Origin of the sequence: Phyllobacterium sp. A18/5-2, assembly GCF_025452215.1 — a bacterium.
Classification (GTDB): domain Bacteria; phylum Pseudomonadota; class Alphaproteobacteria; order Rhizobiales; family Rhizobiaceae; genus Phyllobacterium; species Phyllobacterium sophorae.
On the sequence record NZ_CP104966.1, the window covers coordinates 2,408,886 to 2,423,862 of the forward strand.

12 protein-coding genes and 2 pseudogenes are annotated in these 14,977 nt (G+C 57.0%); 12 read left to right on the plus strand and 2 right to left on the minus strand.

Annotation, left to right across the window (positions count from 1 at the left end; genetic code table 11):
• Positions 1-6: 6 nt before the first annotated feature.
• The 8 genes and pseudogenes from ribB to N8E89_RS11985 all read left to right on the plus strand — a co-directional run bounded on the left by ribB (position 7) and on the right by N8E89_RS11985 (position 8,848).
• Entirely contained in the window at positions 7-1,110 is a 1,104-nt protein-coding gene (gene ribB, locus N8E89_RS11950) for a 3,4-dihydroxy-2-butanone-4-phosphate synthase (protein ID WP_106666405.1), read from the plus strand.
• Between the two features lie 123 nt (positions 1,111-1,233).
• Positions 1,234-2,518 (plus strand): annotated as a pseudogene (locus tag N8E89_RS11955) (cystathionine gamma-synthase family protein).
• 129 nt (positions 2,519-2,647) lie between these two features.
• Positions 2,648-3,574, plus strand: a complete 927-nt coding sequence (locus tag N8E89_RS11960) for a histone deacetylase family protein (protein ID WP_106666523.1) — start codon at positions 2,648-2,650, stop codon at positions 3,572-3,574.
• A gap of 3 nt (positions 3,575-3,577) precedes the next feature.
• Positions 3,578-3,833: pseudogene (locus tag N8E89_RS11965) on the plus strand (exodeoxyribonuclease VII small subunit).
• Positions 3,834-3,905: 72 nt separating this feature from the next.
• Positions 3,906-4,829: a pirin family protein gene (locus N8E89_RS11970; protein ID WP_106666408.1), complete on the plus strand. Its 924-nt coding sequence runs from the start codon at positions 3,906-3,908 to the stop codon at positions 4,827-4,829.
• Between the two features lie 94 nt (positions 4,830-4,923).
• A complete protein-coding gene (dxs, locus tag N8E89_RS11975; RefSeq protein ID WP_106666409.1) occupies positions 4,924-6,843 on the plus strand; it encodes a 1-deoxy-D-xylulose-5-phosphate synthase in 1,920 nt (639 codons plus the stop codon).
• Between the two features lie 9 nt (positions 6,844-6,852).
• Positions 6,853-7,590 carry a TlyA family RNA methyltransferase gene (locus tag N8E89_RS11980; RefSeq protein WP_106666410.1) on the plus strand — a complete coding sequence of 246 codons (738 nt, stop codon included), beginning with the start codon at positions 6,853-6,855 and terminating at the stop codon, positions 7,588-7,590.
• Positions 7,591-7,618: 28 nt separating this feature from the next.
• Positions 7,619-8,848, plus strand: a complete 1,230-nt coding sequence (locus N8E89_RS11985; protein WP_106666411.1) for a class I SAM-dependent RNA methyltransferase — start codon at positions 7,619-7,621, stop codon at positions 8,846-8,848.
• A 4-nt stretch (positions 8,849-8,852) separates the two neighbouring features.
• Here the strand turns inward: N8E89_RS11985 and tldD are convergent, their stop codons facing one another.
• Both tldD and N8E89_RS11995 read right to left on the minus strand, forming a co-directional pair.
• Entirely contained in the window at positions 8,853-10,265 is a 1,413-nt protein-coding gene (gene tldD / locus N8E89_RS11990) for a metalloprotease TldD (protein WP_106666412.1), read from the minus strand.
• 80 nt (positions 10,266-10,345) lie between these two features.
• A complete protein-coding gene (locus N8E89_RS11995) occupies positions 10,346-10,813 on the minus strand; it encodes an invasion associated locus B family protein (protein WP_245448967.1) in 468 nt (155 codons plus the stop codon).
• Between the two features lie 436 nt (positions 10,814-11,249).
• Here N8E89_RS11995 and coxB point away from each other — a divergent pair, with 436 nt between their 5' ends.
• The 4 genes from coxB to N8E89_RS12015 all read left to right on the plus strand — a co-directional run bounded on the left by coxB (position 11,250) and on the right by N8E89_RS12015 (position 14,975).
• Entirely contained in the window at positions 11,250-12,095 is an 846-nt protein-coding gene (gene coxB / locus N8E89_RS12000) for a cytochrome c oxidase subunit II (RefSeq protein WP_106666524.1), read from the plus strand.
• Between the two features lie 39 nt (positions 12,096-12,134).
• Positions 12,135-13,787: a cytochrome c oxidase subunit I gene (ctaD, locus tag N8E89_RS12005; protein WP_106666414.1), complete on the plus strand. Its 1,653-nt coding sequence runs from the start codon at positions 12,135-12,137 to the stop codon at positions 13,785-13,787.
• An 86-nt stretch (positions 13,788-13,873) separates the two neighbouring features.
• Positions 13,874-14,818 carry a heme o synthase gene (gene cyoE / locus N8E89_RS12010; protein ID WP_106666525.1) on the plus strand — a complete coding sequence of 315 codons (945 nt, stop codon included), beginning with the start codon at positions 13,874-13,876 and terminating at the stop codon, positions 14,816-14,818.
• 1 nt (position 14,819) lies between these two features.
• Positions 14,820-14,975, plus strand: coding sequence for a cytochrome c oxidase system small membrane protein (locus N8E89_RS12015; RefSeq protein ID WP_170117113.1), 156 nt, complete (start codon positions 14,820-14,822; stop codon positions 14,973-14,975).
• Positions 14,976-14,977: the final 2 nt, after the last annotated feature.

Here is a 14,977-nt window from a genome sequence, read left to right on the forward strand (position 1 = left end):
GCTTCCATGGCTTACAATCAAAAACGGGTCGTCGATGCGCTTCGCGCCTTCGAACGTGGCGAGATCGTCGTCGTCATGGATGATGACGGCCGCGAGAACGAAGGCGACCTGATCGTCGCCGCAGTGCACTGCACGCCAGAAAAGATGGCCTTCATTGTGCGCCATACGTCGGGCATCGTTTGTACGCCAATGCCGCGCGATCACGCGCGCCGTCTCAACCTTGCGCCAATGGTGGCGGACAATGATGCCCCGCATTCGACGGCTTTCACCGTGACCGTCGATTACAAGCATGGCACTACGACTGGCATTTCCGCGGATGACCGCACACTGACGGTTCGCAATCTCGCTAATCCCAACGCCGGGGCGACGGATTTCGTTCGTCCCGGCCATATTTTCCCGCTGGTCGCTCGCGAGGGCGGTGTGCTGATGCGTTCCGGCCATACGGAAGCGGCGGTTGACCTGTGCAAGCTCGCAGGGCTCCCTCCGGTGGGCGTGATATGCGAACTGGTCAATGATGACGGTTCGGTAATGCGCGGCCCGCAGGTGGCGAGCTTCGCAGAAAACCACAACCTGCAGCAGGTCACGGTCGCCGATCTCATTGCATACCGCCAGCGCAAGGAAACACTTATCGAGCGTATCGGTGAATATGAAATCGACACCTGTGCCGGCAAGGCCAAGGCGATTACCTATGCTCTTCCCTGGGAGCCAATGCACCACGCCGCTATTGTCTATGGCGACATCCGCGATGGCGAAGATGTTCCGGTGCGCCTGCAGCGCGAGGACATCTTGAGCGACGTTTTCGGTGCCCGGAACACGCTCGACAGCATCATGAAGCGCATTGCCGAGGAAAAGCGCGGCGTGATCGTTTACCTGCGTGAAGGATCAGTGGGCGTTGGCCGCGATGATGACCGCAACCGCACAAACTTGCTGGATCGGGAAGCCCATGCGGAAGCGCGGGTGCGGGAAGAAGAGTGGCGGCAGATTGGTCTGGGCGCGCAGATACTGAAGGACCTTGGCATCACGTCGATCCGGCTGCTTTCGTCACGCGAGCGGCATTATGTCGGCCTGGAGGGCTTCGGTATCCAGATCACCAAGACGGACATTATCTAGACTGCTCTCGTGCGCTGTTTGAACACTCTGAGTCTTGCGAATATCGCTTCGAATTAGCAAGGATTGGTCGCTGCATTTGCTATAATCTCGCTGGTTGAAGCTCATACCAGCGAGGAGACTGCCATGACCGCTCCCCATCCCTCCAAGACACATATCGGCAATCACGAACTGCATCCCGAAACGTTGATGCTCAATTACGGGTTTGATCCGGAATTGTCGGAGGGCGCGGTTAAGCCGCCGGTGTTCCTGACTTCGACGTTTGTGTTCAAATCAGCGGAAGAGGGACGGGACTTCTTCGACTTTGTCTCCGGCCGTCGTGAACCGCCGGCCGGCACAGGAGCGGGGCTGGTCTATTCGCGTTTCAACCACCCCAACAGCGAGATCGTCGAGGATCGGCTTGCGGTCTATGAACGAACGGAAAGTTGTGCGGTGTTTTCCTCGGGCATGTCCGCAATCGCCACGACCTTGTTCGCTTTCGTGCGTCCGGGCGATTCAATCCTGCATTCACAGCCGCTTTATGGCGGTACAGAAACACTTCTCGCCCGGACGTTCCTCAATATGGGCGTCGCCGCGGTGGGCTTCGCCGATGGAGTGAACGAAGAGTCCGTGCAGGCTGCAGCCGAAGAGGCGATGCAAAAGGGTCGTGTCTCGGTGATTCTCATCGAGACGCCTGCCAATCCGACAAACAGTCTCGTCGATGTCGCCATGATCCGGCGGATTGCCGAAGCAATCGCCGAGAAACAGGGGCATCGCCCGGTGATTGCCTGCGACAACACTTTGCTTGGACCAGTATTCCAGCGACCAATCGAGCACGGCGCTGACATATCGCTCTATTCGCTCACCAAGTATGTCGGTGGCCATTCCGATCTTATCGCCGGCGCTGCGCTCGGGTCGAAGGCAGTGATGAAACAGGTCAAGGCGCTGCGTGGCGCAATCGGGACGCAGCTTGATCCGCACTCTTGCTGGATGCTCGGACGATCCCTGGAAACACTTAGCATTCGCATGGAGAAGGCTAACAACAATGCCTTGGTGATCGCCAATTTTCTGCGCGAACACCCGAAATGCGAGAAGATTCACTATCTGCCGTATCACGACGAGTCATCGCCGCTTGGACGCACTTTTGCGGCTCAGTGCACCGGAGCCGGTTCGACCTTCTCCTTCGACATTCGCGGTGGCCAGCCGGCGGCATTCAAATTCCTTAACGCGCTGCAGATATTGAAACTGGCCGTCAGCCTTGGCGGTACGGAATCGCTGGCCAGTCATCCGGCGACGATGACCCATTCCGGCGTGCCTGTGGATGTTCGTCAACGCATCGGCGTACTCGATCTCGACGATACGGCTGTCGATCGGTATCGAGCATCCGGACGATCTGATCGCCGATCTGACGCAGGCGCTAAGCGTGGCCTGAGCGGATGATTCTGCAGAGTTGATAAACGCTTCTCACTTCGCTCTTGTATAACAGCAAGGCGCTGGTGCAAATTTGGGCATGGCCGGTGCCGGCCATGCTGATGCCAATTTGCCGCTGCAGAAAGCTCCCATGGTTACCCGACTCTATTCGCATCCGATCTACCTCGAACATCTGACGCCTGTTGGCCATCCGGAGCGCCCGGATCGGTTGCGTGCGCTAAACAAGGTGCTGGAAGATAGCGCTTTCGATGCACTGGATCGGGTTCAGTCACCGATCGGTGACGAGACGGCGATACTTTATGTGCACCCTGAATCGTTCCTTGAGCGGGTGCGTAGTGCGATCCCCGAGGAGGGACTGACTCGCGTTGATTCAGATACGACGGTAAGCCCCAAGAGCTGGGAGGCTGCTTTGACGGCAATAGGTGCAGCCAACGCTGCCGTCGATGACGTACTTACTGGCAAGGCGGACAATGTCTTCGTGGCGTCGCGCCCGCCAGGTCATCACGCGGAACGCAACAAGGCGATGGGTTTTTGCCTATTTAACAATGCTGCCATTGCCGCCCGCCATGCCCAGAAGAACCATGGCATCGAGCGCGTTGCGATCGTTGACTGGGATGTGCATCACGGCAATGGCACGCAGGATATCTTCTGGGACGATCCCTCGGTGCTGTATTGTTCGACACACCAGATGCCGCTTTATCCGGGTACGGGAGCCAAAAGTGAGACCGGTGTCGGTAATATCGTCAATGCACCGCTTAGCCCACAGACGGGCAGCGATCATTTCCGAGAGGCTTTCAACACGCGTATTCTCCCGGCCATTGATGAATTTCGGCCGGAATTGATCATTATTTCAGCGGGCTTCGATGCGCACCACCGCGACCCGTTAGCGGAAATCAATCTGAACGAGGACGATTTCGACTGGGCAACCGGCGCTCTCATGGAAAGAGCTGGGAGCTATGCGTCAAACCGCCTTGTCAGCCTTCTGGAAGGCGGGTACGACCTCAAGGGGATGTCGCTCTCGGCGGGCGCACATATCAAACGCCTGATGGGAGGATGACACATGGCCGACGTACAGAACAATTCCGATATCGCCGCCATGAGCTTCGAACAGGCGCTCGATCAGCTGGAAAAGATCGTCGACGATCTGGAGCGTGGCGATGTGCCACTGGAACAGTCGATTCGCATTTACGAGCGGGGCGAAGCGCTGAAGAAGCATTGCGATACGCTGCTGCGCGCCGCCGAAGACAAGGTGGAAAAGATCTCGGCTTGGCCGCAACGGCGAACCTGTCGGTACTGAACCACTCGATCCCGAGTGACACTGCAGCGCGCTATTCAGGACCTTTCTGAAACGCTATGGTGGGAACTCCGACAAACCCGGAGTAGCGTCCATGAGTTTTTACCCCTGCCCAGATCCGAAGCCAGGCGATGCAACAGCCGTCGATGCAATCGAGACGCTGATTATTCCACGTACCAGTGACATTGGCGGACTAGAAGTGCGTCGCGCCTTGCCGAGTGCCAAGCGCCGCCTCGTCGGACCTTTCATTTTCTTCGACCGCATGGGCCCGGCCATCCTTCGCCCGACCGATGCGTTGGATGTACGCCCGCATCCGCATATCGGCCTTTCGACCGTAACCTACCTTTTTGACGGAAACATCCGCCATCGCGACAGCCTCGGGACCGAAATGGTCATCAGGCCCGGCGACGTCAATCTGATGACCGCCGGTCGCGGCATTGTCCATTCGGAACGTTCGCCGGAAGAATTGCGGACGGAACCCTTGCCGATCTCGGGCTTGCAGACCTGGCTGGCCCTGCCGGATCATCTGGAGGAAATCGACCCCGCCTTTGCCAATACAGCAGCCGGTGAACTGCCCATGTTGCGCGAAAACGGTGTGGAAGCGCGCGTCGTCATGGGTAAGTTTCATGGAGCCGGTTCCGTGGTTAAGCAACACGCGGAAACACTTTACGTCGATATCCGGCTGCAACCCGGAAGCCACATACAGATACCGGCCGATGCTGCCGAAGAACGGGCCATCTATACGCTGGATGGATCGGTGCAAATTGCGGGTGAAACGTTCCCGGCAGACCGTCTTTTGGTGTTCCGCGCGCGTGACGAAATCGTCATCCACGCCCCGGAAGGGGCACATTTCATGCTGTTTGGCGGTGCTGCTCTACCTTCCAAACGCTATATCTGGTGGAATTTCGTCTCCTCATCCAAAGAACGGATCGAACAGGCGAAAGAGGAATGGCGTTCCGGCAGATTTGATATCGTACCCGGCGACGAGGAAGAATTCATTCCCTTGCCCGAAAATTGACTTGAGATCCGATGATTCTCTGCTTCTTGCTGGTTTGACGGTTTTCCTTTAGGGACGGCTGGCTAGAATTGAGCTTGGAACTGGAACCTGCGCTTTGGCCAAGAATTTTGAAACACCGCTGCTTGATCGCGTGCAAATCCCTTCGGATCTGCGCCAATTGCCGGAATCCGATCTACCGCAGCTCACGCACGAGTTACGAACGGAATTGATCGATGCGGTGTCGACGACTGGCGGTCATCTTGGCGCCGGACTTGGTGTTGTCGAGCTGACCGTTGCGCTGCACCATGTTTTCGATACGCCACATGACCGCATCATTTGGGATGTCGGCCACCAGGCCTATCCGCACAAGATACTGACCGGGCGGCGTGATCGCATCCGCACGCTGCGGCAGGAAGGCGGGTTGTCCGGTTTCACAAAGCGCAGCGAGAGCGAATACGATCCGTTCGGCGCCGCCCATTCGTCCACATCGATTTCTGCGGGTCTCGGCATGGCTGTCGCCAGCGACCTTTCCGGCACGAAGCGCAATGTCATTTCGGTGATCGGCGATGGCGCGATGTCTGCGGGCATGGCCTATGAGGCGATGAACAATGCCGGCGCACTCGATGCACGCTTAATCGTCATCCTCAATGACAACGACATGTCGATAGCGCCGCCGACCGGCGCGATGAGCGCCTATCTGGCCCGTCTTGTTTCCGGACGCGCCTATCGTTCCTTCCGCGAGACTGCCAAGCAGCTTGCGAAGAAACTTCCGAAATTCCTTCAGGAGAAGGCTCGGCTCTCGGAAGAATATGCGCGCGGCTTCTGGACCGGCGGCACAATGTTCGAGGAGCTCGGTTTCTATTACGTCGGACCGATCGACGGGCATAATCTCGATCACTTGCTGCCCGTGCTGAAGAATGTCCGGGATACGATGGACGGTCCGGTTCTGATCCATGTCGTGACGCAGAAGGGTAAGGGCTACGCCCCTGCCGAAGCGGCGGCGGACAAATATCACGGCGTCAACAAATTCGATGTGATCACAGGCGCCCAGGCGAAGCCGCCCGCCAATGCGCCGAGCTATACGAAGGTCTTCGCCACCAGCCTGATCGAGGAAGCCCGTCACGACGACAGGATCGTTGCGGTCACCGCGGCTATGCCGGGAGGCACTGGCCTGGATCTTTTCGGCGAGGTTTTTCCTGAACGGACTTTCGATGTCGGCATCGCCGAGCAGCATGCCGTGACTTTTGCGGCGGGTCTGGCGAGCGAGGGCTTCAAGCCGTTCGCCGCCATCTATTCGACATTCCTGCAACGCGGCTATGACCAGGTGGTGCACGACGTGTCGCTGCAGAACCTGCCGGTGCGCTTTCCGATAGACCGCGCAGGATTGGTGGGCGCCGATGGCGCGACCCACGCGGGATCGTTCGATACGGGTTTCCTTGCCGCTTTGCCGGGGTTCGTCGTCATGGCAGCATCCGACGAAGCGGAACTGCGCCACATGGTGCGCACCGCGGCGGAATATGATGATGGCCCCATTTCCTTCCGCTATCCTCGGGGGGATGGGGTTGGCGTGGATCTACCGGAACGCGGTCAGATTCTGCTGATCGGCCGGGGACGGATTATCCGCGAGGGTTCGAAAGTGGCGCTGTTATCGTTTGGCACGCGCCTGCAGGAATGCATTGCAGCCGCGGATGAACTTGATGCTGCAGGCCTCTCCACGACGATTGCCGATGCGCGGTTTGCCAAGCCTCTGGATGAAGATCTGATCCGCCGGTTGGCGCGAGAGCACGAGGTGCTTGTCACTGTTGAGGAGGGCGCGATTGGTGGATTTGCCTCGCACGTGCTGCATTTCCTCAGCCGCGATGGACTTCTCGACAATGGTCTTCGTGTTCGCGCCCTGACATTGCCCGATCTCTATCTGGACCATGCCAAGCCGGAAACCATGTATGCGCGTTCTGGCCTGGACAGTGCAGGTATCGTGCAAACGGTATTTAGCGCGCTCGGCCGCGACCACATGATTGCACCCGCCCGTGCGTAAGACGGTTTGATGCGCCTCGATCAGCTTCTTGTTGAAAGAGGTATGTTTGCCAGCCGGTCAAGAGCGCGCGATGCCATTGTGCGTGGCACGGTTCAAGTGGATGGAGCTGTTGTCACCAAACCGGGGATAACAATTCCCCAAACGGTGATAATCAGCGTCGATGATCCAGCAAGCGCCTACGTCTCCCGCGCTGCGCTAAAGCTCATTGCGGGCCTCGAGCATTTTGCGATCAATGCAAAAGGATGCACCGCGCTGGATGTTGGCGCATCGACTGGCGGGTTCACGCAGGTTTTGCTCGAACGCGGAGCGGATCATGTCATCGCCGTCGATGTCGGGCATGATCAGTTGCACGACAGTCTGCGGACTGATGCTCGTGTCAGCAATCTTGAAGCATTGAATGCGCGTGAACTGAAACGCGAACATCTGGGCGGGCGGATAGTTGATCTGGTCGTTTCTGATGTTAGCTTCATTTCGCTCAAGCTTGCCCTGCCGCCTGCACTGGATCTGGCGGAACCGGGGAGTCATTGCGTGCTTCTGGTCAAGCCGCAATTCGAGGCTGGCCGTGGAGCAATCGGCAAGGGTGGCATTTTGCGTGATCCCAAGGATGGTGAACGCGTTGCAAATGATTTAAGGAACTGGCTGGATGGATTGCCGGGCTGGAAAGCCCTCGGACTTTGCCCTTCGCCCATCGAGGGTGGTGATGGCAATCGCGAATTTCTTCTGGCCGGCCTGAAAAGCGAAGCTTGAAAAATAAAAGATTGAAAAGAAAAGATTGATGAGTACGCGCGTGACGATTGAACGAATGGGCGCCGGTGGCGATGGTATTGCCGCGACCTCAGCTGGCAGCGCCTATGTGCCGTTTTCGTTGCCAGGTGAAGTCGCCAATGTCGCGCTGGAACATGGGCGGGCTACACTCATGGCCCTGCTTGAGCCGTCGCCGGAGCGCATTGCCCCCGCTTGCCGGCATTTTGAGGAATGCGGCGGCTGCGCTCTGCAACATTGGCAGGACGGCGCCTATCAGAACTGGAAGCGATCGCTTGTTCAAGATGCGCTGGCGGGCAGGGGACTTGCGTTCACGCTCGATCCTCTCGTCCCGTGCGCACCTCATACGCGCCGCCGCGCGGTGTTTGCCGTACGGACGAGTGAGCATGGCGCGGTTCTCGGTTTCAACCGGCATTTGAGCCACGAACTGATCGATATCTCGGAATGTCCCGTGACAGTTCCCGAAATCGTTTCGCGCCTTGATGATCTTCGCGATCTCGTCGCCGTGTTGGGCGGGGGCATGAAGCCCTTCAAACTGACTGTAACATCGACGGCGTCTGGTCTCGATATTACGGCATCCGGATGCGCTGCGCCCGACGCTGCCAAGCGTCAGGCACTGACCGCGCTGGTAATCAAGAAGGATTTTGCCCGTCTGAGTTTCGAAGGTGAAATTATTGTCGAGCCGAGAAAACCTATAATTCACTTCGGCAAAGTGCCGGTGTTTTTGCCTGCGGGCGGATTTCTTCAGGCAACAGTCGATGCCGAAGAAGCCATGTCTGCTCTGGTGACAGGGCATCTTGCCAAGGCCAGGAAGACGATCGATCTCTTTTGCGGTTCAGGTACATTCGCCTTGAGGATAGCGGAAAAATCCGCTGTCCATGCCGTCGAAAGTGATCAGGCGGCAGTCGCTGCGATTGATCGCAGCGTCCGTTACGTTCAGGGCCTGAAGCCCGTCACTATCGAGCGGCGCGATCTGTTCCGGCGGCCGTTTCTGGCAAGAGAGCTGACGCCGTTCACCGGTCTTGTGTTCGACCCGCCCCGTGCGGGTGCGGAAGCGCAGGCCATTGAAATTGCAAAATCATCGGTATCGAAGGTAGTGGCAGTCTCGTGCAACCCGGTCACCCTGGGGCGCGATCTGAGCATTCTCGTCAAGGGCGGCTACAAGGTCGACCGCGTGGTACCGATCGACCAGTTTCTGTGGTCGTCGCATGTCGAAGCAGTGGCCTTGTTGTCGAAGAAATAGGCGATCAGACCGCGGTGCCCCCAACGGTCATTTGATCCATGCGCAAATGCGGCTGGCCGACGCCGACCGGTACCCATTGGCCACCCTTGCCGCAATTACCGATGCCTGTATCAAGCTGCAGATCATTGCCAATCATGGAAATGCGTTGCATGGCATCGGGGCCGTTGCCGATCAGCATCGCGCCTTTTACCGGAGCGCCAACCTTGCCGTTCTCGATCATATAGGCCTCGGTGCATCCGAAGACGAACTTTCCGGAGGTAATGTCCACTTGGCCACCGCCGAAAGACACAGCGTATATGCCCTTCTTGATCGACGCGATGATCTCCTCGGGGGTCTTGTCCCCGCCGAGCATATAGGTGTTGGTCATGCGTGGCATCGGAGCATGCGCGTAGGATTCGCGCCGTCCGTTGCCGGTAGGCTCCATTCCCATCAGGCGTGCATTCTGACGATCCTGCATATACCCGACCAGAACGCCGTCATCGATCAGCACTGTCTTGTTGGTCGGCATGCCCTCGTCATCGACGGTAAGCGATCCGCGCCGTTCCGAGATTGTGCCATCGTCAACGACGGTAACGCCCTTTGAGGCCACCTTCTGGCCGAGCAGTCCGGCAAAGGCAGACGTCTTCTTGCGGTTGAAATCGCCTTCAAGTCCGTGGCCAACGGCTTCGTGCAACATTACACCCGGCCAGCCGCTCGAGAGCACGATGTCAAATGTTCCGGCGGGTGCAGGAATGGCTTCCAGATTGACCAGAGCCTGCCTCAGTGCTTCGTCGGCAGCATATTGCCATTTATCGGAAGCAATGAATTCGCCAAAGCCCTTGCGACCACCTGCACCGTACGTGCCGCTTTCCTGCCTGTCGCCGTCACCAACAACGACAGATACGTTCAGTCGAACCATCGGGCGAACGTCGCGAACGAAATGGCCGTCGGCACGCAGGATTTCTACCTGCTGCCAGGATGCCGCGAGCGACACGGAAACCTGCCGGACTTTCGGATCCTTGGCACGCAAATAGGCGTCGATTTCCTGCAGAAGCTTCACTTTTGCCTCGAAGCTTGGCGAGCCGAGGGGATTTTCGTCGCTGTACAGGCTGCGATTCGTTCCGGGCGGCGCAGCTGTATATGTTCCGGCATGTCCGGTCCTGACTGCCGAAGCCGCGTCAGAGGCGCGCTTTAGGGCACCAAGGGACAACTCACCGGCGTGGGCATAGCCAACGGCTTCGCCAGCGACAGCGCGGAGACCAAAGCCCTGGTCCTGATTGAAAGAGCCGTTCTTCAGCCGGCCGTTGTCAAACGCAAGACCTTCCGATTCTCTGTATTCGATGAAAAGCTCGCCATCATCGGCACCCTCAAGACTTTGCTTGACGGTATCGAGGATTTTTTCGCGAGGCGCGTCAAAACTGTCGATCAGGCTTTTCATGATAAACGTTCCGGTTCAATTTGCATAAACCGGATGTAGGCCTTCGATCGGCTCACGACAACAGCAATCTTGGTAAAAGCTCAGGGGAGGGCGTCGAAGCCTTCACCAAAGCCATTGAGCTCGACGGGGATACCGATGCCTTCCTCCGGTGTCTGGAACACGATGAATGTTGCAGCCTTGCCAGTTTTGAGTGTCTGGACAAGCTGTTCTTCCAGGATAACCTCGGCATAGCAACCGTCTTCGAAGCAGCGCACAAAATAGGCGCGTCCGATATCCTTGCCATCAACGTTCAAACCCAGGCCGTTCGGAAGAAGAACGCCAAGTGGGGCGAGGACGCGCAGGATCTTGGCTTTATTGTCCGCCGTTTTCAAAACGACGACGGAAAGTCCCATTTCCGGGCGATCGGCTGCAACCACATTCTGAATTAGCGCGCATTGCTCAGATTTGGCGCCCGCTGGCGTGTCGCAAAGGATAGACCATGCCCCGTGCGTGGATTTGACCGTGCCGCTTTGCTGAGCTGCCATCGCAGTGCCTGCAAAGGCATTCATGGACAGGGTGAGCAAACCAACGGCGATGCTACGTAGCGCGAAAGAGAACATGTAGGCTCCAAAACGAGATCATCCAGACGTTAAACCGCCACGCCGCGGATGAAAAGAATGCCGCTCAAACACTCCCCAGCATACAGCGGCCCAGCAATCTGTGGTGTAGTGCAAAAATGGCCGGATTGTGAGCCAACCCGCGCCTTACGCAGCAAAATCACCGCGAACGAGAAAAAACACGCTTCATTGTATATACCCATCGTCGAGAAGAGAGAAGCTGCGCGCAAAAATGCCGCATGAGATCACGTTCGCCTTCCTTGCGATGTAAGCTAATGTGTGGTTTGAACGCGGCATATACCCGGGCCTTGTCTACGCCCGGCCTTAACGTATGGAATCAAAGCTTCATTCGGGAGATTTCTAGGTGAAGAAGAATATTGTCACGCTGATGGGTGTCCTGAGTGGCCTGCTCGGTGCCGGATCTGCCTATGCTGCACAGCCGGAACCTTGGCAGATGACCTTCCAGCCCGCTGCCTCCGCTATTATGGAGCAGATCGTTTGGTTCGAACGCTACACGTTGTGGTTCATCATCCCGATTACGCTTTTCGTGATGGTCCTACTGGCCTGGGTCATGATTCGCTATCGCGCCAGTGCCAATCCGGTTCCCTCAAAGACCAGCCACAATACGGCAGTGGAAATCGTCTGGACGGTTGGTCCCGTTGTTATCCTCCTCTTCCTTGCAATCCCATCCTTCCAGCTTCTGACGGCACAATATTCTCCCGAAGAACCCAAGCTGACTGTCAAGGCAACCGGCTATCAGTGGTATTGGGGATATGAGTACCAGGCTGGGGACGCACCCGTTTCGTTCGATTCCGTTTTGCTGAAAGATGCAGACCGTGCTGCCGCTGGCAAAGAAGATCGCAAGGCTTATCCGCGATTGCTGGCTGTCGATAATGAAATGGTCGTACCCGTGAACACGACGGTTCGTCTTCTGGTTACCGGCGCCGACGTGATTCATTCATTCTCGATGCCGGCGTTCGGCGTGAAGATGGATGCCGTCACTGGCCGGAGCAACGAAACCTGGTTCAAGGCAGACAAGGAAGGCATGTACTACGGTCAGTGTTCGCAGATTTGCGGCAAGGACCATGCTTACATGCCGATCGCAATCCACGTCGTTTCTCAGGCTCAGTACGACACTTGGTTCGCTGCAGCCGGCAAAGATCTTCCGGGTGCGTACAAGGCACTGACCGCTAAAATCGACACAGACAAGAACGTAAACGTGGCCGGCAACTAAGCTGGTCGACGCGAATTATTGAGGAACGGGAGCACTTTGATGGCAGGTTCTGCAGCTCACGAAGCCCATGACGCTCATAAGCCAACTGGCTGGACGCGCTGGGTCTATTCGACCAATCACAAGGACATCGGCACACTATATCTGATCTTCGCGATCATTGCCGGTATCATCGGTGGTTGTCTTTCGATCGCCATGCGCGCCGAGCTGCAGCAGCCCGGCATTCAGATTTTCCATGGTCTGGCGTCCATGGTTTACGGCTACGAAGGCGATGCAGCCATCGACGCCGGCAAGCAAATGTACAATGTGTTCTCGACCGCGCATGGCCTCATCATGATCTTCTTCATGGTCATGCCCGCGTTGATTGGTGGTTTTGCCAACTGGATGGTGCCGATCATGATCGGTGCGCCAGACATGGCATTTCCGCGCATGAACAACATTTCGTTCTGGCTGCTTCCTCCGGCTCTTCTCCTGTTGATTCTGTCGATGTTTGTTCCGGGCCCGGCCGGTGGTTTCGGGACAGGCGGCGGCTGGACGATCTATCCACCTTACTCGACGTCGGGTCAGCCAGGTCCGGCGATGGATTTTGCCATCCTCTCGCTGCACATCGCGGGTGCATCTTCGATCCTCGGGGCCATCAACTTTATCACCACGATCTTCAATATGCGTGCGCCGGGCATGACACTGCACAAGATGCCGCTATTTGCCTGGTCGGTACTGATCACTGCCTTCCTTCTGCTTCTGGCTCTGCCGGTTCTGGCTGGCGGCATCACGATGCTTTTGACGGACCGCAACTTCGGGACAACGTTCTTCTCGCCGGAAGGCGGCGGTGATCCGCTGCTGTTCCAGCATTTGTTCTGGTTCTTCGGTCACCCTGAAGTGTACATCATGATCCTGCCCGCATTCGGCATTATCAGCCACATCGTCTCGACCTTCTCGAAAAAGCCGATTTTCGGCTACCTTGGAATGGCCTACGCCATGGTCGCCATCGGTGTCGTCGGGTTCATCGTCTGGGCTCACCACATGTATACGGTTGGTTTGTCACTCGACACGCAGCGTTACTTCGTCTTCGCAACGATGGTCATCGCCGTGCCAACTGGCGTGAAGATCTTTTCGTGGATCGCTACGATGTGGGGCGGTTCCATCGAGTTCAAACCGCCTATGGTTTGGGCGATCGGCTTCATCTTCCTGTTTACCGTGGGTGGTGTGACGGGTGTCCAGCTTGCCAATGCAGGTCTCGACCGGGCCATGCACGACACTTACTATGTTATCGCGCACTTCCATTACGTGCTGTCACTGGGAGCTGTCTTCGGTATTTTCGCGGGCTGGTACTATTGGTTCCCGAAAATGACTGGCTACATGTACAATCACACAATTGCCCATACGCACTTCTGGGTGATGTTCATCGGCGTCAATCTGGTGTTCTTCCCGCAGCATTTCCTTGGACTGGCGGGCATGCCGCGCCGTTACATCGACTATCCGGATGCATTCGCGGGCTGGAACGAGGTTTCGTCCATCGGTTCCTATATTTCCGGTGTAGCGGTCCTTATCTTCCTGTTCGGTGTCTTCGAGGCGTTTGCCAAGAAGCGTGAAGCTGGTGCCAATCCCTGGGGTGCAGGCGCAACCACGCTCGAATGGCAGCTGTCTTCACCGCCGCCGTTCCATCAGTGGGAACAGCTCCCGCGCATCAAGTAGGAAATGTGATGTCCGGACCGTTGAAACCAGTGGCCCGGATATCCGCCAAGACGCAATTGCCGCCTGTAAACGACAAGATTGAACGAATGCCTTTGGTTGAGAAAAACGCGAGCCTGGATACGAGCATTGGCCTCTCCGAAGCCAATGCGTCGGATTATATTGCGTTGCTCAAGCCACGGGTGATGTCGCTTGTCGTGTTCACCGGTTTTGTTGGTTTGATGGCGGCGCCAGGGCAGATCCATCCGGTCCTGGCTGCCATTGCTATCCTCTGCATTGCCGTTGGTGCAGGAGCGTCCGGCGCGCTCAATATGTGGTACGATGCTGACATCGACGCCATTATGAAGCGCACCGCCAAGCGTCCGATTCCTGCAGGACGGATATCGCGCGAAGAAGTTCTGACTTTTGGTCTGTTGCTTTCCGCCTTTTCGGTCGTGACGCTTGGTCTCTTCGTCAACCTTTTGTCCGCCTTTCTGCTGGCCTTCACCATATTCTTCTATGCTGTTGTTTACACGATGTGGTTGAAGCGCTCGACCCCGCAGAACATCGTGATCGGTGGGGCTGCAGGTGCATTCCCTCCTATGATCGGCTGGGCCGCGGTGACCAATTCGGTGAGCATGGAAAGCATCGTGCTTTTCCTGATCATCTTTCTATGGACCCCGCCGCATTTCTGGGCCCTGTCGCTTTTCATGTCGGACGATTATGAAAAGGCGAAAATCCCGATGATGCCGAATGTCATGGGTGAGGCATCGACGAAGTTCCAGATTTTCCTTTATACGCTTCTCGTTGCGCCCGTTGCGGTCCTGCCGTGGATGATGGGCTTTGCCGGTCCCGTATATGGCGTGTTTTCGATAGCAATGGGTGCGGCCTTCCTGGGATACGCCTGGACTGTGTGGCGTGCCCCTGTCGGCGAGGCGATGATGAAGCCGGCGAAGAAGATGTTCGCATTCTCGATCTTCTATCTCTTCAGCCTCTATGCGGTGCTTCTTGGTGAAATTCTCGTGCGTAAAGCACTCTTGGTAGCAGGTGCTTGATATGAGCAATGATCGTGTAACTCTCACCGACAAACAACGGAAGGCGCAGCGCAGCCGTTCGATAGCACTCGCGCTTGCTTTGGCTGCCTTCGTTATTCTCGTCTATGTCGGTACCTGGGCAAAACTCGGTGCCAATATTCTCATCAGGCCGATGTGAGC

Excerpts from the sequence above, each read along its gene's own strand:
- N8E89_RS11980 (WP_106666410.1), top strand. The coding sequence starts at position 6,853 with ATGCGCCTCGATCAGCTTCTTGTTGAAAGAGGTATGTTTGCCAGCCGG.
- N8E89_RS11985 (WP_106666411.1), top strand. The coding sequence starts at position 7,619 with ATGAGTACGCGCGTGACGATTGAACGAATGGGCGCCGGTGGCGATGGT.
- ctaD (WP_106666414.1), top strand. The coding sequence starts at position 12,135 with ATGGCAGGTTCTGCAGCTCACGAAGCCCATGACGCTCATAAGCCAACT.
- N8E89_RS12015 (WP_170117113.1), top strand. The coding sequence starts at position 14,820 with ATGAGCAATGATCGTGTAACTCTCACCGACAAACAACGGAAGGCGCAG.
- N8E89_RS11970 (WP_106666408.1), top strand. The coding sequence starts at position 3,906 with ATGAGTTTTTACCCCTGCCCAGATCCGAAGCCAGGCGATGCAACAGCC.
- ribB (WP_106666405.1), top strand. The coding sequence starts at position 7 with ATGGCTTACAATCAAAAACGGGTCGTCGATGCGCTTCGCGCCTTCGAA.
- N8E89_RS11960 (WP_106666523.1), top strand. The coding sequence starts at position 2,648 with ATGGTTACCCGACTCTATTCGCATCCGATCTACCTCGAACATCTGACG.
- N8E89_RS11995 (WP_245448967.1), bottom strand. The coding sequence starts at position 10,813 with ATGAATGCCTTTGCAGGCACTGCGATGGCAGCTCAGCAAAGCGGCACG.
- coxB (WP_106666524.1), top strand. The coding sequence starts at position 11,250 with ATGGGTGTCCTGAGTGGCCTGCTCGGTGCCGGATCTGCCTATGCTGCA.
- cyoE (WP_106666525.1), top strand. The coding sequence starts at position 13,874 with ATGCCTTTGGTTGAGAAAAACGCGAGCCTGGATACGAGCATTGGCCTC.
- tldD (WP_106666412.1), bottom strand. The coding sequence starts at position 10,265 with ATGAAAAGCCTGATCGACAGTTTTGACGCGCCTCGCGAAAAAATCCTC.